This is a genomic window from Thiomonas sp. OC7 (assembly GCF_900634595.1).
GTDB classification, from domain to species: Bacteria; Pseudomonadota; Gammaproteobacteria; order Burkholderiales; family Burkholderiaceae_C; genus Thiomonas; species Thiomonas arsenitoxydans.
This window is the reverse complement of the sequence record NZ_LR131953.1, coordinates 3,848,273-3,868,777: the sequence shown is the minus strand read 5'-3', so window position 1 is coordinate 3,868,777 and position 20,505 is coordinate 3,848,273. Positions and strand designations below refer to the sequence as shown.

Genomic DNA, 20,505 nt, shown 5'->3' with positions numbered 1-20,505 from the left:
CTCAGTGACGCGCGGTCTCAGAAACCGGCGTATCCACAGGCGCGACTGACACTTCAACGGCCTTGGCGGGAATTTCGTCTTCCAGTGCCACAGGAACGCGCTCAAGCGCCAGGTCTAAGACCTGATCAATCCATTTCACCGGGATGATGCTCAGGTTGGCTTTCACGTTTTCAGGCATCTCCTGCAGGTCCTTGACGTTTTCTTCGGGAATCAGCACCGTCTTGATCCCTCCTCGCAGCGCCGCGAGGAGTTTCTCCTTCAGGCCGCCGATTCCAAGCACCTCACCTCGCAGGGTGATTTCGCCGGTCATGGCAATTTCAGCCTTGACGGGAATGCCCGTCATCGCGGAGACGATCGCAGTCGTCATGGCAATACCGGCGCTCGGACCATCCTTGGGCGTCGCGCCCTCGGGGACGTGAATGTGCAGATCGCGCTTCTCGAATAACTCGTCCTTGATGCCAAGGCGTCGTGAGCGAACCCGCACCACCGTGCGAGCGGCCTCGACCGATTCTTTCATCACATCGCCCAGAGATCCGGTGCGCAAAATGGCGCCTTTCCCAGGCATGGCGGTGGCCTCGATGGTCAGCAAATCGCCGCCGACTTCGGTCCAGGCCAAGCCCACCACCTGACCGACTTGATTCTGCTTTTCGGCGATGCCAAAGTTGAAACGCCTCACGCCGATGAAGTCGTGAAGGTTGTCTTCGGTGACCACAACCTGATCGGTGTAGGTTTTCAGCAAGCGTCCTTTGACGGCTTTGCGGCAGATGCGCGAAATCTCACGCTCCAACGAGCGCACCCCGGCCTCGCGCGTGTAGTAGCGAATCAGGCCTCGAATGGCACTTTCCGTGACGTCGAGTTCGTCTTTCTCTACCCCGTTGTTCTTCATCTGCTTGGGCAGGAGATAACGCTGGGCGATGCTGACCTTCTCATCCTCGGTGTAGCCGGCCAGACGAATGACCTCCATCCGGTCGAGCAGCGCTGGAGGAATGTTGAGCGAATTCGAGGTGGCGACAAACATCACATCGGACAGGTCGAAATCAACCTCGACGTAGTGATCGCTGAAGGTATGGTTCTGTTCGGGATCGAGCACTTCCAGCAAGGCAGAGGACGGATCGCCGCGGAAATCCATGCCGAGCTTGTCCACCTCGTCGAGCAGGAACAGAGGGTTGCGAACCGCCACTTTGTTCAGGCTCTGCAGGATCTTGCCGGGCATGGCGCCGATGTAGGTGCGGCGATGGCCACGAATCTCGGCCTCGTCTCGCACGCCGCCCAGGGCCATGCGCACGAACTTGCGCCCAGTCGCGCGAGCGATGGATTGACCCAGCGAGGTCTTGCCCACCCCCGGAGGGCCGACCAGGCAAAGAATCGGCGCCTTGACCTTGTCCACGCGCTGCTGAACCGCGAGATATTCCAGGATGCGTTCCTTGACCTTTTCGAGACCGTAGTGATCTTCCTCCAGCACCGCCTCGGCAAATGCCAGATCGTGGCGTACCTTGCTCTTCTTGGACCAGGGCAGGCTGATCAACACGTCGAGGTAGTTGCGCACCACGGTAGCCTCAGCCGACATCGGGGACATGAGCTTGAGTTTTTTGAGCTCGCCTTCGGCCTTCTTCTTGGCCTCTTTGGGCATGCGCGCAGCCTTGATCTTTTTCTCGATCTCTTCGATGTCCGCGCCGTCTTCGCCCTCGCCCAGCTCTTTCTGGATGGCCTTGACCTGTTCGTTCAGGTAGTACTCGCGCTGGCTTTTTTCCATCTGGCGGCGCACCCGACCGCGGATGCGCTTTTCGACTTGAAGAATGCCGACTTCACGTTCGAGTTGTTCAAGCAAATTTTCCAGACGCGCATGCACGTCGTGCAAATCGAGCACAGACTGTTTCTGTTCCAGCTTGAGCGGAAGATGTGCTGCGATGGTGTCAGCCAGACGGCCCGGATCGTCAATGCCGGAAATCGAGGTGAGAATTTCAGGCGGGATTTTTTTGTTCAGCTTCACATACTGGTCGAACTGCGCCACCACCGCGCGCCGCATCGCTTCGGATTCCGCGCTGGTTTCCGAACTGGATTCGATAGGCACAGCTTCGCAGGCGAAATAGTCGCCGTTGTCCCTGATGTTCAGGGCGCTGGCCCGCTGCGCGCCTTCAACCAGCACCTTCACCGTGCCGTCGGGCAGCTTGAGCATCTGCAAAATGCTCGAAAGACAGCCCACATCGAACAAATCGTCGGGCTTGGGCTCATCTTTGGCCGCGGCCTTCTGCGCGACCAGCATGATCTGCTTGCCGCTTTCCATGGCCGATTCCAGCGCCTTGATCGACTTGGGACGCCCCACAAACAAGGGAATCACCATATGGGGAAAAACGACCACATCGCGCAAAGGCAGCAGCGGCAACGCAGTGAGGTCGGTGTTTTGCTCAGGGGTATCTGACATGTAGGTCACCCGAAAATAAGTTGGTGTGCAGATGGGGGCTCAGGCTGAATTTACAAGCCGGCGATACTGGCGACCCCCTGCGCTTGCAACCGCCCGCTGGCTGTCGTCAGGCTCAGGACGCCTTCGCCGCATCCTGGTAGATGAGCAGCGGCTTGGCGCCTGACGTGATCACGTTTTCGTCAACGACGACGCTCGCCACGCCTTGCGCATTGGGCAGATCGAACATGAGGTCAAGCAACGCCTGCTCAACGATGGAGCGCAGCCCGCGCGCACCGGTCTTACGCTCAAGCGCCTTGTGCGCAATCGCATCGAGTGCGGCCGGGCGAAACTCCAGCTTGATGCCATCCATCTCGAACAGCTTCTGGTATTGCTTGACCAGCGAATTCTTGGGCGCCGTGAGAATTTCGACCAGCGCGGGCTCGTCAAGTTCTTCGAGCGCAGCCACCACCGGCAGACGGCCCACCAGTTCGGGAATCAGGCCGAACTTGACGAGATCGTCCGGCTGGGCCTGCAGAAAAGTCTCGGAGACACTGCGCTCAGACTGAGTCTTGACCGTGGCCGAAAATCCGATGCCCGACTTCTCGGAACGATTGCGGATCACCTTTTCCAGGCCGTCGAATGCTCCGCCGCAGATGAACAGAATATTGGTCGTATCGACCTGAATGAAATCTTGATTGGGGTGCTTGCGCCCGCCTTGTGGCGGCACCGAAGCCATCGTGCCTTCGATGAGTTTGAGCAAAGCCTGCTGCACGCCCTCGCCCGACACATCCCGCGTGATGCTGGGGTTGTCCGATTTGCGGGAGATCTTGTCGATCTCGTCGATGTAGACAATGCCACGCTGCGCCCGCTCGATTTCGTAATTGCAGTTCTGCAGCAGCTTTTGAATGATGTTCTCGACGTCTTCGCCCACATAACCGGCTTCGGTCAGTGTGGTGGCGTCGGCGATCACGAAGGGCACGTTGAGCAACCGGGCCAGCGTCTGCGCCAGCAGGGTCTTGCCGGAACCCGTGGGCCCCACCAGAAGTATGTTGCTCTTGGCCAGCTCGACATCACTGGTCTGGCCGATGTGCTTGAGCCGTTTGTAGTGGTTGTACACCGCGACGGCCAGAATGCGTTTGGCCGCCTCCTGCCCGATCACATACTGATCGAGAATGGCCTTGATTTCAGTCGGCGTCGGCAAATCGGAGTTCACCACCTTGCCATTAGCGTCCGTTGCAGTCACTTCATCGCGAATGATCTCGTTGCACAGGTCGATGCACTCATCGCAGATGAAGACCGAAGGGCCGGCGATGAGTTTCTTGACCTCGTGCTGGCTCTTTCCGCAGAACGAGCAGTACAGGGTCTTTTCACCGGAAGATGATTTTTTCTCAGCCATGGGCGTGTATCTACTTGGAGGGTGAGGATCAGGAGCGCTTGGAGATGACTTCGTCGATCAGGCCATAGTCCTTGGCCTCGTCGGCCGACATGAAAAAGTCGCGTTCCGTGTCGATGCCAATTTTTTCAAGGGTCTGGCCCGTGCGCTCGGCAAGAATGCCGTTGAGTCTTTCGCGCAGATAGAGAATTTCGCGCGCCTGAATCTCGATGTCCGTCGCCTGGCCCTGCGCTCCGCCAGAGGGTTGATGAATCATGATGCGCGAATTGGGCAGCGAGTAGCGCTTGCCCTTTGCGCCAGCCGCCATCAGGAAGGCGCCCATGCTGGCGGCAATGCCGGTGCACAAGGTGGACACGTCGGGTTTGATGAACTGCATGGTGTCGAAAATCGCCATGCCGGCAGACACCGAGCCGCCGGGCGAATTGATATAGAGCGAAATGTCCTTGTCGGGATTTTCCGACTCGAGAAACAGCAATTGCGCCACGACCAGATTGGCCATCTGATCGTTGATGGGGCCGACCAGAAAAATCACCCGCTCGCGCAGCAGCCGCGAGTAAATGTCATAGGCGCGTTCGCCGCGGCCGCTTTGCTCGATGACCATGGGCACTAGGCCCAGGTTTTGAATGTCAGTAGCGCTCATGGAAGAAAAAAACGTGAAGGTGGACACAGATTAGCACGCACTTTGCTCTACCGATGCCAGCGTGCGGGATTTCCGCACCGGGTTTGCGGTGGGCGCAACAGCGGCCCTAAAACACAAAAGCCGCTGCACGCCTGGGCGCACAGCGGCTTTCAAGGAAACGCAGGGTCGCTCCAAGTTTCCTTGACCCCTGCCTGCGGGGGCGGGCTGGGCGCAGCCCGGCCATGGGGCGCTCATCAGTATGGCCAACGGGGTCAGTTCTGGCCCATCAGCTCATCGAAACCGAGCGATTTGTCCGTCGTCTGTGCCTGTGCGAACACGAAGTCGGTCACGTTGTTTTCCATGACGATGGCTTCGGCCTGCGCCATGCGCTCCTGATCGGCGTAATACCAGCGCACCAAATCCTGTGGCTGCTCGTAACTGGCGGCGAGTTCTTCAACGTAGGCGCGCACCTGTTCGGGCTTGGCTTGCAGGTCGTGTTGCTTCACCAACTCGGAAACGATCAGGCCCAGACGCACGCGGCGTTCAGCCTGCTCCTTGAACAGCTCGGGCGGCAGCGGGGCTTTGTCGGCATCTTTCATACCGCGCTCGGCCAGATCCTGACGGGCGCTGGCCATCAACTCATTCACTTCGTTTTGCACCAGCGCGCTGGGCAGATCGACCGCAACGGCTTTTTGCAGCAGATCCATGACGGCCAGCTTGTTGCGCTGCGTCAGACGCGATTTGACTTCGCGGCTCAGATTACTGCGGATATCGTCGCGCAGACGCTGCACGTCGCCATCTTCAACGCCCAAGGCCCGGGCGAAATCGGCATCGACTTCCGGCAGCAGCGGCCATTCGACCTGGGTGACTTTCAGGGTGAATTGCGCCGTCTTCCCGGCAACGGCGCGCCCCTGATAGTCCTCAGGGAAGTGCAGTTCGAAAATCTTGCTTTGCCCGGCCTGCAGCCCTTTGGTGGCGGCTTCGAACTCGGGCAGCATGCGGCCTTCGCCCTGAACGAAAGTGAAACCTTCGGCCTTGCCGCCTTCGAAAGCGGTGCCGTCGATGCGACCTTCAAAATCGACGGTGACGCGATCTCCGTCTTGCACTTCCAGCCCTTCGGACGTTTGACCGTTCGGCGCGGCTTCGCCACGCGTCACAAACTGGGTGCGCTGCTTGCGCAACACTTCGATGGTCTTGTCGATGGCGGCCTCGTCCACTTCGGCGGTCACGCGTTCGATAGCCTGGGTGGAGAGATCCGGGATCTGCACGTCGGGATAGACCTCGAACACAGCGTCGAACGCCATCACGTCCGCTTCGATCCCTTCGGTCTTGGGGCTGAATTCCGGCGCCCCCGCCACGCGCAGACGGGCGCTGGTGGCGATGTCGTAAAACGCGTTGCCGATCTTGTCTTGCAGCACTTCCATCTCGACGGACGGCGCGTAGCGCTGCGTCACCATGGACATCGGCACTTTGCCCGGGCGGAAGCCGGGCAGGCGCAGCGTGCGGCTCAGATTCTTCAGGCGGGAATTGATTTCGTTCTGCACAGCGGCCTTGGGCACGGTCACGGTCACACGGCGCTGCAGTTTGTCCAGGGTTTCGACAGTCATGGGGAAAGTCCAGTGTTCAAAAAAGGGATCAAAGACCGCCAAGCCTGCGCTTGCCGGTTGGTGCGAGGGGGGGGACTCGAACCCCCACGCCCGTGAAGGCGTCAGGACCTAAACCTGGTGCGTCTACCAATTTCGCCACCCTCGCGGGGTGATCTGTCGCCAAAAACTTTACGCTCGCGCCTTATGTTTCAACTCGGTCTCAACTGAGGCTCACCTCGGAAGGCGGCTATTCAGTGTGGCCTATTCACTGCGGCTTTGATTTTTGGGCAATCGGCTATTCTAGCTGCCTCCAGCCTGCCTGATGCAGCGCTCAACATGCACCCGCCTCAAATCCCTGATTCCTGCGCCAAACCGCCCCCCGGCTCGTCGACTTATTACGCGCTGCAACGCTGCCCGCCCGCGCGCCGTGCGGCGCTGACGCTGTTGCTGGACGTGCATGTGCGGGTGCGCAGCATCGTCACCACGGTCAGCGACCCGGGTGTCGCACAAGCCAAGCTGGCCTGGTGGCATGCGCAGATGCTGGCGCTCGATCAAGACCAGGCAGAGCACCCTTGCCTGCGTGCTCTCGGGAGATGTTTTCGGGATCAGGGTCTGCGGCCACAGGCGCTGCTCGGTCTGATCGAAAGCGTAGACATCGATCTACGACAGAACCGGTGGATGGATCGTGCCGCGCTCGTGCACTATTGCCGGGCGGGCAGTGGGCAGACGCTGCGCAATGCGGCAGCGCTGCTGGGGCTGACCGCGCGCCCCGCCCTGGACGCTGCGGAGGAACTGGGCGTGGCGCTGAAATTGACCAGCCACATCCGGCATCTGGGGCGTGATGTCGCGCAGGACCGGGTGTATCTGCCGCTCGATGCCCTGCAGCGGCATGGGGTCAAGGCCGTGGACTTGCAGCAGCGACTGGTCAGCCCGCCCATTCGTGCCTTGCTGCAGGAACAAACCGCACTGGCCCGCGCGGCTTTGAGCACAGCTCGCGGCGCACTGGCGCCCTACCCTGCCGCACAGACCGCACCTCTACTGGCTCTTGGCGCCATATCGGAGGCGCTGCTGATCGAAATCGAGCGGGCCGACTTTGCGGTACTACACCAGCGCATCAGCCTGACGCCATTGCGCAAGCTCTGGATCAGCCGCACCAGCACCTTGCGGCGCAGGACTTAGCGCAAGCGTTCAAGCCCGCTCAAGTTCGGAACGCAAGGCGCGGTATTCGTCGAGCGCCTCGGGATTGGCCAGCGCCGAGACGTTTTTCACCGGGTCGCCGTGAATCAGGTTGCGCACCGCGATTTCCACAATCTTGTTGCTCTTGGTGCGCGGAATATCGTGCACCTGCACGATCCGCGCGGGCACATGGCGCGGCGTGGTGTTGTTGCGAATCTCACGCTTGATCGCGTCGATCAGCGCCTCGTCGAGCACCAAGCCGTCGCGCAGACGCACGAACAGGACCACGCGCACATCGCCGTAAGTACCGGGTGGCCAGTTCTGGCCGATCACAATTGATTCGAGCACCGCATCGATGCGCTCGACCTGGCGGTAAATTTCCGCCGTGCCGATGCGCACGCCGCCGGGATTGAGCGTTGCATCCGAGCGGCCAAAAATGATGTAGCCGCCATGCGAGGTGCGCTGAATGTAGTCGCCATGCCACCATACATTCGGGAACTGCGCGAAGTAGGCGTCAAAGTATTTTTGGGCGCCTTTTTCCAGACTGCCGTCCACCAGAAAACCCAGCGGCATGGAGGGAAAGGGCTTGGTGCAGACCAACTCGCCTTTTTGCCCGTCCGGCAAAGGCTTGCCGTCGTCACCCGCCACGATCACCGCCATGCCCAGAGCGCAGGCCTGAATCTCGCCGCGCCAGACGGGGTTCATGGGCGACCCGGCGATGAAACAGGCCACCAGATCGGTGCCGCCCGACAGGGAACTGAGGCAGATGTCGGCTTTCACCTTGCCGTAGATGTAGTCGAAGCCTTCGGGCGCCAGCGGCGAGCCGGTCGACATGAGGGTGCGAAGATCGCTGAGGCGGTGCGTGTGCATCGGCGCGATGCCCGACTTGCCCAGCGCCTCGATGAACTTGGCCGAGGTGCCGAGATGCGTGAAGCCCACCGCATCGGCGTAGTCGAACAAAATGGCGTTGTCGCGCACACCGGGCGAGCCGTCGTAAAGGCAAACCGTCGCCCCCTGGCTGAGCGCAGACATCAGCCAGTTCCACATCATCCAGCCGCAGGTGGTGAAAAAGAACACGCGGTCTTCGGGATGAATATCAGCCTGCAACCGCATCTCGGCCAGATGCTTGAGCAGCACGCCGCCCGCGCGATGCACGATGCATTTCGGCGCCCCGGTGGTGCCGCTTGAATACAGGATGTAGACCGGATGATCGAAGGGCTGCGCCGCATATTGCACCGCCTGCGGGGTCAATGGCGCGAGCGCATCCTCCCACACCTGAGCGCCGGCAATCGCCGCCACGCTCAAGCTCTGCCCGCGCGCCTGCGCCACATAGGGCACGACGACGGTTTTCACCAGCGAGGGCAATTGCGGCACGAGTTCGGCCAGCTTCTGCAGGTTGGAAAAGGTTTTGCCGTTGTAGAAATAGCCGTCGCAGGCGATCAGCACCTTGGGCAGGGTCTGGCCGAAACGATCGAGCACGCCTTGCACCCCGAAGTCGGGCGAGGCGGAGGTGAAGGTGGCGCCGAGGCTGGTGGCCGCGAGCATGGCAATCACCGTCTCGGGCATATTGGGCATATAGGCCGCAACCCGGTCTCCGGGCTGGACGTCCCAATGCTTCAAGGCCTGCTGCAGCCGAGAGACTTCGGCGTGCAATTCGCGCCAGCTCAGGCGGCGTTGCACCTGATCTTCGCCCCAGAAATGCAGCGCAATGGCGTCGTCATTGCGGCGCAGCAGGTTCTGTGCGAAGTTGAGGCGGGCGTCTGGGAAAAAGCGCGCACCGGGCATACGGTCGGCGTCGATCAGCACCCGCTCGCCTTTGTGCTCGGCGATCACGCCGGAGGTTTCCCACACCGCGTCCCAGAACTGGGCCTGCTCGGCGATCGACCAATCGAGCAAGTCTTGATAAGTCTGCAAATGCAGACCGTGGCGCTCATTCACCCAATGACGAAATGCCTCGACGTGCGAAGCGGCGATGCGCTGCGGAGAGGGCAACCAAAGCGGCTGGTTGGTTTCGGAATCTGGCATGACGCAATCTCTCGAATAGAGGTCAGTTTGAGTCGGCATGCTGCGTGAGCAATTCACGCAGCCTATCGGGCAAGGGCGCGCTCTTGCGCCGCGGAAAATCCACCCAGACCACGCGCGAACCGCCACTGGCGTAGATCGTGTCGGGATCGTCGGTGCGGCTGAGCAAGGTGTAGGTGTCGAAGCTGGTACGCCCCACATCGGTGGTGTAGAGCCGCGCCAGCACCTCGCCCGGATACTTCAATTCGATCTGAAAATTGCAGAAAGCGTTGACGATCACCGGCCCCAGCCCTGCGGGGTTGGCGGGTACGCCGGTTTCGCGCAGCCACTCCAGGCGGATGATTTCCATGTAGCGGAAATAGATCGTGTTGTTCACATGGCCCATCACATCCATATCGCCCCAGCGTATGGGCAGGGTCAGGGTGTGAACCAGTTGTTTTTGTTCAGGGATTTCGAATCGCATCGGGCTTTTCCTCAGATGCCAAAGCCATCATCAGCCGTCAGGATGGCGCCGTTGACCAGGCTGCTTTGCCCGCTGGCGAGCATGACCAGCATGGCGTCGAGATCTTCGGGCTTGCCCAGGCGTTTGCGCGGCAGCATCTGCATCAGACGCTGGCCCGCCTCGGTCTGCCAGTGATGGTGGTTCATCTCGGTATCGATATAGCCGGGACAGATGGCGTTGACATTGATGCCGTACTTGCCCCACTCCACCGCCATCGCCCGCGTCATGTGAATCACGGCGGCCTTGCTCATGGCATAGACCCCCAGCTTGGGTATGACTCGCAGCCCGGCCACCGAGGCCACGTTGATGATGCGCCCGCCGGCCCAGGTGCCCGGCGTCACGCCCAGCGAACGCGCCACCATGCGCCGCGCCACCTCCTGCGCCACAAAAAATGCGCCGCGCACATTGGTGCCGAAAACGTCATCGAAATCTTCCGGTGTGGCGTCGAGCAGTTTTTGCTGCGCAGAAATGCCCGCGTTGTTCACCAGGATGTCGATCGGCCCCATCTCGGTCTCGGCATGCGCCACCGCCGCGCGAATGCTGGCGCTATCGGTGACATCGAGTTCGACCACATGGGCGTCGCCCCCCTGCCCTTCGATGCGGGCCCGCAGTTCCTTGAGCCGCTCCATGCGCCGACCGCTGAGCACCACGGCGGCCCCCGCCTGCGCCAGTACCTCGGCAAATCGCCAGCCGAGCCCGCTCGATGCTCCGGTGACCAGGGCGACGCGGCCCGAAAGTTCGATGGTGTATGCCATGTCTATCCTTGAGAATAAAGCGCAGCAGGCCGTCCGTCGATTCCTGGCTGACTGCCTTGCGCTGATGACACAATGGTAGAGGCAGCCGAGATGCGCGTCGGCTCAACCGTGGCTAAGTCTGCAGTGCAACAATCTCGCCACGCCTCCACCATCCCGCAACAGCGCCCCAGATCAACCATGCAACAGCGACAGCCCAGCCTGCTTCAGCGTTATCTGCAATGGGAAGAAGGCTTGACCCTTGCGGCCAATCGTTTGAGTCGGCAGGCCTGGGTGCGCCGCTTCTTTTCCGCCATCAGCCGCCTTGGCAACGGCTGGGGCTGGGCGGCCATTTTGTGTTTGCTGCTCTGGCTCGATGGGCGCGAGGCGATCTCGCCGATCCTCTGGTTAATCGTGACCACGTTCATCGGCACCGGCCTGTACTGGTCGATCAAGCGTCTGGCGGCCCGTCCGCGCCCGAGCGAACATTGCCATCGCATCGTGCTCAGCGAACCCCCGCTCGATCAGTTCAGCTTTCCCTCCGGCCACACCCTGCATGCGGTGAACTTCACCCTGCAGATCCTGTTTTTCGCCCCGATACTGGGCTGGATCGCCGTGCCGTTTGCCCTGTTGATCGCTGCTTCGCGGCTGATTCTGGGGCTGCATTACCTCTCCGATGTCCTCGTCGGCGCAGTGCTCGGCATGCTGCTCGCCACCTTCGCCCTGGCCTTGCGAATTTCCGTGATGTGAACAGGCCCGAGGGCCGAAACAGCGCGGCGCCCGCCCGCTTTGTCGATAATGGCGATATGTCCGAACGCATCATTCCCATCGTCGACCATCATTACGCGACAAGCGTGCCGTCCGTCCCTGCCGACACCGGCAGCGCGCCGCAGCAGCCGACCGACCGTTTTCACCGCCCTCTGCACGATTTGCGGATCTCGGTGACCGACCGCTGCAACTTTCGCTGCACCTACTGCATGCCGAAAGAGATATTCGACAAGCACTATGAATTCCTGTCGCATGCCGACTTGCTGAGCTTCGAAGAAATCACCCGCGCAGCCCAGGTTTTCATGTCTCTGGGCGTGCGCAAAATCCGGCTCACTGGCGGTGAACCGCTGCTGCGCAAAAACCTCGAACGACTGGTGGAGATGCTGCACAGCCTGCGCACCCCGGAGGGTCTGGCGCCCGAACTGACGCTGACGACCAACGGCTCCATCCTCGCCCGCAAGGCGACCTTGCTCAAGGAGGCGGGGCTCGATCGCATCACCGTCAGCCTCGACGCGCTGGATGATGCGGCCTTCCGCCAGATGAACGATGTCGACTTCCCCGTGGCCGAAGTGCTGCGGGGTATCGACGCGGCCCTGGCCGCGGGCCTCGGGCCGGTGAAAGTCAACATGGTGGTCAAGCGCGGCACCAACGATGCGCAGATACTGCCGATGGCCGAACATTTCCGCGGCACCGGCGTGGTGCTGCGTTTCATCGAATACATGGATGTGGGCAACACCAACGGCTGGCGCATGGACGAAGTGCTGCCGTCGCAACAGGTCATCGACCGCATTCACGCCGTCCATGCGCTGCATCCGCTGGAGCCGCACAGCGCCGGCGAAACCGCCCAGCGCTGGGCCTACGACGATGGCGGGGGTGAGATCGGCGTGATTTCCAGCGTGACCCGCGCCTTTTGCGGCGACTGCAACCGCGCCCGGCTGTCGATGGAAGGCAAGCTCTACCTCTGCCTGTTCGCCACCCACGGCCACGACGTGCGCGCCCTGCTGCGCGGCGATCCGCGCAGCGGCCTGGCCCCGGTCAGCGACGAGCAGCTGCGCGCCGCGCTGGCGCAGGTCTGGACGGCGCGCGATGACCGATATTCCCTGCTGCGCGGCACGGCAGCAGGTCTGGCCCAGCGCGCCGAGCGCAGGGTTGAGATGTCTTACATCGGCGGCTGAAAGCGGCCATGTGCGGCATTGCGGGTCGCCTGAACTGGAACGCGCCCATCGATCCCGCGCAGCTTGCCGCGATGATCGGCCAGCTGCATCACCGCGGGCCTGATCAGCAGGGGTTCTACAACAAAGGACCGATCGGTCTGGCCCACGCCCGCCTGGGCATCATCGACCTGTCCGGCGGCGACCAGCCGATGTGCAACGAAGACGGCACGGTGTGGGTGGTCTTCAACGGCGAGATTTTCAATTACATCGAACTGCGCGCCGAGCTGCAGCGCCGCGGCCATCGCTTCGCCACGCAGTCCGATACCGAAGTGCTGGTGCACCTGTATGAAGACCACGGCGATGCGCTGGTCGATCAACTCAACGGCCAGTTCGCCTTCGCCCTGTGGGACGTGCCGCGTCAGCGCCTGCTGCTGGCGCGCGACCGCACCGGCATCCGGCCGCTGTTTCACACTCGCGTGCCGGGCGGTCTGGCCTTTGCCTCCGAGGTCAAGGCCTTGTTCGCCCTGCCCGAAGTGCCGCGCCGTCTGGATGCGAAAGCGCTGGGCGAAGTCTTCACCTACTGGGCACCCCTGCCGCCACACGCCGTATTCGAGGGCATCGAGTCTCTGCCGCCCGGCCATGTGATGTCGGTCGACGCACGCGGCACGCAGACGCGCCGCTATTGGGATTGGAGCTTTCCCCCAGCCCCGATCGAAGACGGGCGCTCGGCCGCCGCCTGCGCCGACGAGCTGCGCGACCTGCTGATCGACGCGGTGCGGCTGCAACTGCGCGCCGATGTGCCCGTGGCCGCCTATCTCAGCGGCGGCCTCGATTCTTCTATCGTCACCACCCTGATCCGCCACTACACCGACACGCCGCTGCGCACTTTTTCCCTCACTTTCGACGACGCCGAATTCGACGAAAGCCCCTGGCAGCAGCAACTCGTGCGCCACCTGGGCACCGATCACACCACGGTGCACTGCACACGCGCCGACATCGCCGCCGCCTTCCCGCGCACCATCGCCCACACTGAGACACCCATCGTGCGCACCGCCCCCGCGCCCATGATGCTGCTGGCCGCAGGGGTGCGCGCCGCGGGCTACAAGGTGGCGCTCACTGGCGAAGGCGCCGACGAAGTCTTCGGCGGCTACGACCTGTTCAAGGAAGCCCGGGTGCGCCGCTTCATGGCCCGGCAGCCCGCGTCGCGCTGGCGCCCTCGCCTACTCGAACGCCTCTACCCCTATCTCAAACACTCCCCGGCCGCCGGCCGCGCGATGACCGAGCGTTTTTTCCGCGAAGGCGAAACGCATTTCCGCGAGCCCTGGTTCGCCCACCTGCCGCGCTGGACCACCACGCGGCGCATCACCGGCTTTCTGTCACCCGAATGGCGCGCCGCAGCCACGGCGGCCGACCCCATCGCCACCCTCGCCGCGCAACTCCCCGCCGACATCTCCCGCTGGGAGCCGCTCTGCCAGGATCAGTACATCGAGGCGCATACCCTGATGTCGGGCTATCTGCTGTGTTCGCAGGGCGATCGCATGGCCATGGCGCAGTCCATCGAGACCCGTTTTCCCTTCCTCGATCACCGGCTGATCGCCTTCGCCAGCCAGCTTCCTCCGCGCTACAAACTCATGGGACTAGTGGAGAAATACCTGCTCAAACGCAGCATGGACGGCCTGCTGCCCGACGCGCTGCGCCATCGCACCAAGCAACCTTACCGCGCCCCCGACAGCCAGAGTTTTTTTCACAATGGCGAACCCGTCGATTACGTGGCCGACCTGTTCAGCGCGGCGCGCCTCAAAGATGCGGCCTACTTCGACCCGCAGGCGGCGATCCGCCTGTTCGACAAGGCACGCGCTGGAAAAGTCATCGGCTTTGGTGACAATATGGCCTTTGTCGGCATGCTCTCCACCCTGCTTCTGCACGACCAGTTCATCCGGCGCTGACCCTTCGCGAACTCGCGCTCCCCCATGACCGCAGCACCGTCCAGTTACGCCGCGTTGCCCGCCGACCTGCAGACCGATCGCAGCATCATCGTGTCGCTCTGGGTGACCAATCTAGGGCACCCAGAACGTCGCCAGGACAAATACGATTGGTTCTACCTGCGCAATCCGGCCGGTTTGCCGCAGGTGTTGCTCGCCCATTCTCCGGCCGAAAACGGAACAGCCGTGGGCGTCATCGGCCTTGCAACCCGGCAGATGCGTTTGGCTGGCCAAGCCTTGAACGCGGGACTTCTGGCTGACTTCGGCGTGACGGCGGAACATCGCACGCTGTATCCGGCGATGCTGCTGCAAACGTCGCTGCGCGATCGTTTTTTGCCGCAGTGCGGGCTGATCTACGGCTTTCCCAACCCGAAGTCGGAACCCGTGGTCAAGCGCCTGGGCTACAAGGTGGCGGGGCGCATGGTGCGCTACGTTCGCGTGCTGCGCAGCGCCAACTATCTGCCTGCGCAAATCCCCCACTTGGTGCGCCGCGCCGTCGGGCGCACCGCAGACTGGTGGCGGCATACCCTGCGCAGAACCCGGTACACCCACGACTTTCGTGGCCGACGGGCTCAATGGATGGACCAGCCCGATGCCCGCTTCGATGCGCTGTGGGCCGCGCAGAAAGACCCGGCCTTGCTCATCGGCGTGCGTGATCGCCATTACCTGGCCTGGCGTTTCGAACCGAAGCCCTGGAGAAAATTCCGCTTCCTGACCTTGAGCGCCCAAAACGACGGGCTCATCGGCTATGCCGTCTGTGAGGTCGTCGGCAAGGTGTTGCATGTGCGCGATCTGCTCTGTCACCCAGAACATCCGGACAGCCTGAATCTGCTCTTTGACACCCTGTTTCGCGACGCCTATGCCGACGGTCGCAGCAGCGTATCGTTTGAATTCCTCGGCCCTGCCGACATCCAGAGCAAGCTGCATCAGCTGGGCATGTTGGCGCGTGATGCGCGCAATGTGTTCTGCACCATGACGCCCGAACAAGCCCAGGCGCTTGAGCAGGTGCAGTGGTATCTCACCAGCGCCGACGAAGATTATTGAGCCGTATCGCGCAGGCCGCTGCAACCGCCCGCACAGAGAAAATTTTGGTCACATGCACGGCACACCCCACACCCAATCCCACGGAACTGTCTGCTCATGTTGAGCACTCACTCTTCAAGACTTGTGCGATTTGGGCGCTCTTGAAGGAGAGAGAAGATGTCTCTGGCTGAACTGGTGCTCTACCTCTTGGCGATAGGCGTGATCGGGCTCGGCGTCGGGCTGCTGGTGCAGTTCTGGCGGGAGGCGCGCTCGACGCCCCGCGATTCATCCCTGTGAACTCACAGATTTCACTCACAGATTTTCCGCACCCAGTGCCTTGGCCCGTTCGCGAGTTTGCGCGAGTTCTTTGGGATCGGCGGGCACGGTTGTATTCCAGCCCTGCAGATGAGAGGTCAGCAGACGGCTGAAACCCTGCGCCCAGTGCGCCTCGGCGTTCAGGCAGTCGATGTAATGAAAGACCTTGCCGCCACTGGACAGAAACGCTTCCTTGCCCTCCATGGCGATTTCTTCCAGCGTTTCCAGGCAATCGACACTGAAGCCCGGGCAGGTCACATCGACCCGAGCCACACCTTCTTTGGCCAGTTGGCGCAAGGTGGGTTCGGTGTAGGGCTGCAACCACTCCTGCTTGCCAAAACGCGACTGAAACGTCACCGCGTAATCAGCAGCGGCCAACCCCAGGCGCTCGGCGAGCAGGCGCCCGGTCTTGTGGCACTCGCAGTGGTACGGATCGCCCAGCTTGAGCGTGCGCGCCGGCATGCCGTGAAAGCTCATGACGAATTTGTCAGGCCGACCCTGCTGCTGCCAGTGCGCCTCGATTTTTCGCGCCAGGGCCTCGATGTAAAGCGGCTCGTCGTGAAAGTGATTGAGCACCCGGAGTTCGGGCATGCGTCGGCTGCGCCGCATCCAGGCCGTCACTGCGTCCAGCGTGGAGGCCGTGGTGGCCGCGCAATATTGCGGATAGAGCGGCACCAGCAGGATGCGAGTGACGTTTTGCTTGGCCATCTCGTCGAGCACACTGGCCACAGACGGGTTGCCGTAGCGCATGGCATATCGCACTTGCACATGATGACCCAGCCGAGCCATTTCAGCGGCAACGGCTTGCGTGAGGTCGGCCGTGCCCGTCTGCAGGGGCGAGCCGCGCTCGGTCCAGACCGAGGCGTACTTGGCCGCGGATTTGGAGGAACGAATCGGCAAAATGATGCCGTTGAGGATCAACCACCAAACCGGCTTGGGAATTTCGACCACCCGAGGGTCGCTGAGAAACTCACCGAGGTAGCGACGCAAGGCCGATGCGGTCGGCGCATCGGGCGTGCCCAGATTGACGAGAAGGATGGCAGTTTTCGGTGCGGAACCGTGCGAATACGCCGTAGGATCGGACAAGGGCATGAGAACCTGAGTTCAGTGAGGATGGATCTGGAACATCACCGTGGGCGCGGTCGGGTCGGACGGCTTGGCGCCCAGGGTGATTTCGCCCTGGCCATGCAGCACGCACTCGTTGCGCCGCAGGGCCAGCGTGGTGTCATTGCCCGTGTAGCGCACCCAGGTGCCGTTACTGCTGAGGTCAGTCAGCATGAAATAGCTGCCGCGCCAGTCGATGCGCGCGTGCTGGCGCGATACCCGCAGATCGTTGACCGGAAAGTCCGCACCATTCGTGCGCCCGATCACGATGGGCATCTGATCGGCGCCATAGTCTACGCTGGTATCGAGCCAGGCGAGATTGAGCAACTGGCTGCTGTAGTCGATGCGCGAGGGCACTTGGGGCATGGTCTGGCCCATATCGACCTGCGCCTCCCAATCGACCTGATGCACCGGAACCGGCACGTCGTAGCCGCGCAGAAAAATGGCGCCGAGGCTGCGCAGCCGGGCCAGCAACTCCAGCGGCAGCGCTTCCATCACGGCGTCGCCGATGAGAATTTGTCCGGTTCCGGCCGAGTCGGACAGGCGCGAGGCCGCATTGACCGGATCGCCAAAACAATCGCCTGGCGCCAGCACGACCACGCCGCGAGCGATGCCGATTTTCAGAGGTAGTTTTTGTCGGGCGCCCGTGGCATCGACCGCGCCTGAGGTGGAGCAGGTGCGCTGAATGTCGATGCAGGCGTTGAGCGCTGGGGTGTTGTGCTCGAAGGTGGCGAGTATGCCGTCCCCCAGCGTTTTCACCACATCGCCGCCCGCCGCCTTGAAGCTGCGGGCCATGTTCGACACGACCTGAGTGACCAGCGCCGTGGCTTCGGTATTGCCAAGAGATTGGAACAATGCCGTGCTGCCGACGACATCGGCAAACACGATGGTGCGGACAGCCGTTTTTCGCGCGTTGGTCATGCCCGAAGTCTAGCGTGTGCTCCTGTCCGCCGCGTGGCGGACAGGAGCATCCGGATCAAAGCGTGTCGAGAAAGCTGCGCAGCTTGTCCGAGCGGGTGGGGTGCTTGAGCTTGCGCAGCGCCTTGGCCTCGATCTGGCGGATGCGCTCGCGGGTGACGTCGAACTGCTTGCCCACTTCTTCGAGCGTGTGGTCGTTGGCCATCTCGATGCCGAAGCGCATGCGCAGCACCTTGGCCTCGCGCGGCGTGAGCGAATCGAGAATCTCCTTGACCACGTCGCGCAAACCCGCCTGCATGGCCGCTTCGGTCGGCGCCAGCGTGCCCGAGTCTTCGATGAAATCGCCCAGGTGTGAATCGTCATCGTCGCCGATGGGCGTTTCCATGGAGATCGGTTCGCGCGCGATCTTGAGGATCTTGCGCACCTTGTCCTCGGGCATTTCCATCTTCTCGGCCAGCACGGCGGCGTCGGGCTCGGTGCCCGTCTCCTGCAGATGTTGGCGCGAGATGCGGTTGACCTTGTTGATGGTCTCGATCATGTGCACCGGAATCCGGATGGTGCGCGCCTGATCGGCAATCGAGCGGGTAATGGCCTGACGGATCCACCAAGTGGCGTAGGTTGAGAATTTGTAGCCGCGGCGGTATTCAAACTTGTCCACCGCCTTCATCAGGCCGACGTTGCCCTCCTGAATCAGGTCGAGGAACTGCAGGCCGCGATTGGTGTACTTCTTCGCGATGGAGATGACCAGACGGAGGTTGGCCTCGATCATTTCGCGCTTGGCTTCACGCGCGGCCTGCTCGCCCAAGCTCATCTGGGTGTTGATTTCCTTGAGGTCGTCGAGCGGCACCACCACCCGGGTCTGGATGTCGAGAAGCTTTTGCTGCAGCTCCTTGATGGCCGGCACATTGCGGCTGAGGATGACGGAATACGACTTGCCAGAGGCCACATGCTTGTCCACCCACTTCAGATCGAGCTGATGACCGGGGAAGGACTTGATGAACTCCTCCTGCGGCATACCGCAGCGATCCACCGCATAACGCCGGATCTCGCGCTCGTAGCGGCGCACTTCGTCCACCTGGGCACGCAGCAGATTGCAGAGCTTCTCGACGGTCCGCGCGGTGAAGCGCACTTCCATCAGCGCAGCGGAAATCGCCTCCTGCGCCTTCAGATAGCTGGCAGAACGGTAGCCGTCCTTGTCGTAGGCGCGGCGCATTTTCATGAAGGCGTCGTGCACGTCGGCAAAGGCTTCCAAGGCTTTGCCCTTGAGTTCCTCGAGCTTCATGGAGGTGGCGCCAGCGCCACCGTCCTCGTCTTCTTCGCCGCTCTCGTCGAGCGAGTAGTCGACGTCTTCTTCGGCCACGTAGTCGTCGGATTCGTCGTCCGACACCATGCCGTCCACCACTTCATCGACCGGCAATTCGCCGTTATGAATACGCGCGGCCATGGCCAGGATCTCGGCCACAGTCGAAGGCGAAGCCGAAATGGCCAGCATCATCTGGCGCAGGCCGTCTTCGATGCGCTTGGCGATAACGATTTCGCCTTCGCGCGTGAGCAGCTCGACGGTGCCCATTTCGCGCATATACATGCGAACCGGGTCGGTGGTGCGGCCGAATTCAGAGTCGACGTTGGACAGCGCCGCTTCGGCCTCTTCCTCCGCTTCCTCTTCGCTCGACGCGGTCGGGCCGTGCTGGTTGAGCAGCAGGGTTTGCGCATCAGGCGTGGTTTCGTACACCGCGATGCCCACGTCGTTGAGCATGGAAACAATGGTTTCCATCAACTCGGGATCGGCCAGATTGTCCGGAATGTGATCGTTGATTTCCCCGTAGGTCAGGAACCCACGGGTCTTGCCCATTTTGATCAGGCTCTTGAGTCGAGCGCGCCGACGGCCCAACTCTTCATCGGTGATGTTGGAGTCGTCATAGCCGAACTCCTTGAGCAGTTGCTTCTCACGAGCGCGCGAGGCCTTGCGTGTTTTGGGCACGGGCGCGGCGGCCACTTCTTCCACCACCTCGACTTCGGCGACTTCGGCAGCGACATCGACTGCTTCGACCTCTTCACTCAGGTCGTCCGACAAATCATCGGCCGACTCTTCCACCTTGCTCTTGCGGCCACGGCGCGCGGCAGACGTCTCGGCCTCGGCCGTCACAGCGCCCGCCTTGGGCGGACGACCCCGCTTGGGCGCTGGGCTGGTAACCGATGCGGCCAACTTGGTGGCTGCCTTGGCCGCATTGGCCTCCACAGCACCCCCTTCTTTTGCCGCTACACGATGGACCTTGCCACGCGGCGCGTCCACAACGGGACGCACCTCGGCGGGACTCACCTCGGCGACCGCGGCCTCTTTGCGGGATGCGCCCCGCGGGGTGGGAGTCTGCGTTTTGGATGATGCTTTTGTCATGGTGGACCTCAACCGACCGTTGGTTCGGAAGGAAATATAGAAGGGGGATTGCTGACAGTATGTAGGGTGAATCGCCAAAATTCAAAGAGCCCGAGCGAAACGGCCATTTCGCACCAAGCCCGCACGGCAAGGGCACTATCGAGCCGAATCAGCAAACGTCTTGGCAGCTCCAAGAAGGTTTAATCGCTTTGACCCGCATCGCTTCGACCCAAATTCGTAGCCTCGGTTCGATTGGGTTTTCCTTGATGACCGCGCCCCCACGGCGCTTATGCCTTGCTGCCGAACCCATGCCCTTGAACCTGCGCCCCTGAACCTATGCCCCTGAACTCATACCCGGCAGTCTGTTTTGGCAGATATTCACCCCAAAGCGGTGGATTTTACAAAAAACCGAGTATTGTCTGCCTGCGCGCCAAAAC

15 protein-coding genes and 1 tRNA gene are annotated in these 20,505 nt (G+C 61.9%); 5 read left to right on the top strand and 11 right to left on the bottom strand.

Annotated elements, in window-relative coordinates; translation table 11 throughout:
- Window position 1 precedes the first annotated feature (1 nt).
- From lon to BIO17B3_RS18665, 5 genes are all read right to left on the bottom strand, one after another.
- A complete protein-coding gene (lon, locus tag BIO17B3_RS18685) occupies window positions 2-2,422 on the bottom strand; it encodes an endopeptidase La (RefSeq protein WP_013123279.1) in 2,421 nt (806 codons plus the stop codon).
- A 112-nt stretch (window positions 2,423-2,534) separates the two neighbouring features.
- Window positions 2,535-3,797 carry an ATP-dependent Clp protease ATP-binding subunit ClpX gene (gene clpX, locus BIO17B3_RS18680; RefSeq protein WP_156055176.1) on the bottom strand — a complete coding sequence of 421 codons (1,263 nt, stop codon included), beginning with the start codon at window positions 3,795-3,797 and terminating at the stop codon, window positions 2,535-2,537.
- A gap of 28 nt (window positions 3,798-3,825) precedes the next feature.
- On the bottom strand, window positions 3,826-4,434 hold the full coding sequence (clpP, locus tag BIO17B3_RS18675) for an ATP-dependent Clp endopeptidase proteolytic subunit ClpP (RefSeq protein WP_013106041.1): 609 nt from the start codon (window positions 4,432-4,434) through the stop codon (window positions 3,826-3,828).
- 251 nt (window positions 4,435-4,685) lie between these two features.
- Window positions 4,686-6,020 (bottom strand): trigger factor, encoded by a 1,335-nt coding sequence (tig, locus tag BIO17B3_RS18670; RefSeq protein ID WP_013123282.1) that lies wholly within the window; start codon window positions 6,018-6,020, stop codon window positions 4,686-4,688.
- A 58-nt stretch (window positions 6,021-6,078) separates the two neighbouring features.
- A tRNA-Leu gene (locus BIO17B3_RS18665) sits at window positions 6,079-6,165 on the bottom strand.
- A gap of 170 nt (window positions 6,166-6,335) precedes the next feature.
- On the opposite strand from BIO17B3_RS18665, the gene BIO17B3_RS18660 reads away from it, so the two are divergent.
- Window positions 6,336-7,178, top strand: coding sequence for a squalene/phytoene synthase family protein (locus BIO17B3_RS18660; RefSeq protein WP_156055174.1), 843 nt, complete (start codon window positions 6,336-6,338; stop codon window positions 7,176-7,178).
- Between the two features lie 9 nt (window positions 7,179-7,187).
- Here BIO17B3_RS18660 and BIO17B3_RS18655 read toward each other — a convergent pair whose 3' ends face one another.
- The 3 genes from BIO17B3_RS18655 to BIO17B3_RS18645 are packed head-to-tail and all read right to left on the bottom strand — an operon-like array spanning window position 7,188 to window position 10,454.
- The gene (locus BIO17B3_RS18655) at window positions 7,188-9,200 is read right to left on the bottom strand and encodes an acetoacetate--CoA ligase (protein WP_156055172.1); all 2,013 of its coding nucleotides are present in this window, start codon (window positions 9,198-9,200) and stop codon (window positions 7,188-7,190) included.
- A gap of 22 nt (window positions 9,201-9,222) precedes the next feature.
- Window positions 9,223-9,660, bottom strand: coding sequence for a thioesterase family protein (locus BIO17B3_RS18650; protein ID WP_013106045.1), 438 nt, complete (start codon window positions 9,658-9,660; stop codon window positions 9,223-9,225).
- An 11-nt stretch (window positions 9,661-9,671) separates the two neighbouring features.
- Window positions 9,672-10,454, bottom strand: coding sequence for an SDR family oxidoreductase (locus tag BIO17B3_RS18645; protein WP_156055171.1), 783 nt, complete (start codon window positions 10,452-10,454; stop codon window positions 9,672-9,674).
- Between the two features lie 177 nt (window positions 10,455-10,631).
- Between BIO17B3_RS18645 and BIO17B3_RS18640 the strand changes: the two genes are divergently transcribed.
- From BIO17B3_RS18640 to BIO17B3_RS18625, 4 genes are read left to right on the top strand one after another with little or no spacing between them, the layout of a single operon-like run.
- Window positions 10,632-11,180 carry a phosphatase PAP2 family protein gene (locus tag BIO17B3_RS18640; protein ID WP_231836145.1) on the top strand — a complete coding sequence of 183 codons (549 nt, stop codon included), beginning with the start codon at window positions 10,632-10,634 and terminating at the stop codon, window positions 11,178-11,180.
- A gap of 56 nt (window positions 11,181-11,236) precedes the next feature.
- The gene (gene moaA, locus BIO17B3_RS18635) at window positions 11,237-12,373 is read left to right on the top strand and encodes a GTP 3',8-cyclase MoaA (RefSeq protein WP_156055167.1); all 1,137 of its coding nucleotides are present in this window, start codon (window positions 11,237-11,239) and stop codon (window positions 12,371-12,373) included.
- 8 nt (window positions 12,374-12,381) lie between these two features.
- Complete coding sequence (asnB, locus tag BIO17B3_RS18630; protein WP_156055165.1) at window positions 12,382-14,298, top strand: asparagine synthase (glutamine-hydrolyzing); 1,917 nt, start codon at window positions 12,382-12,384, stop codon at window positions 14,296-14,298.
- 24 nt (window positions 14,299-14,322) lie between these two features.
- Window positions 14,323-15,378 (top strand): GNAT family N-acetyltransferase, encoded by a 1,056-nt coding sequence (locus tag BIO17B3_RS18625; protein ID WP_156055163.1) that lies wholly within the window; start codon window positions 14,323-14,325, stop codon window positions 15,376-15,378.
- A gap of 291 nt (window positions 15,379-15,669) precedes the next feature.
- Here BIO17B3_RS18625 and hemH read toward each other — a convergent pair whose 3' ends face one another.
- The 3 genes from hemH to rpoD are packed head-to-tail and all read right to left on the bottom strand — an operon-like array spanning window position 15,670 to window position 20,089.
- Window positions 15,670-16,764: a ferrochelatase gene (gene hemH, locus BIO17B3_RS18620; protein ID WP_156055161.1), complete on the bottom strand. Its 1,095-nt coding sequence runs from the start codon at window positions 16,762-16,764 to the stop codon at window positions 15,670-15,672.
- A 12-nt stretch (window positions 16,765-16,776) separates the two neighbouring features.
- Window positions 16,777-17,697 (bottom strand): adenylate/guanylate cyclase domain-containing protein, encoded by a 921-nt coding sequence (locus BIO17B3_RS18615; protein ID WP_156055160.1) that lies wholly within the window; start codon window positions 17,695-17,697, stop codon window positions 16,777-16,779.
- Between the two features lie 55 nt (window positions 17,698-17,752).
- On the bottom strand, window positions 17,753-20,089 hold the full coding sequence (rpoD, locus tag BIO17B3_RS18610; RefSeq protein ID WP_156055158.1) for an RNA polymerase sigma factor RpoD: 2,337 nt from the start codon (window positions 20,087-20,089) through the stop codon (window positions 17,753-17,755).
- Window positions 20,090-20,505: the final 416 nt, after the last annotated feature.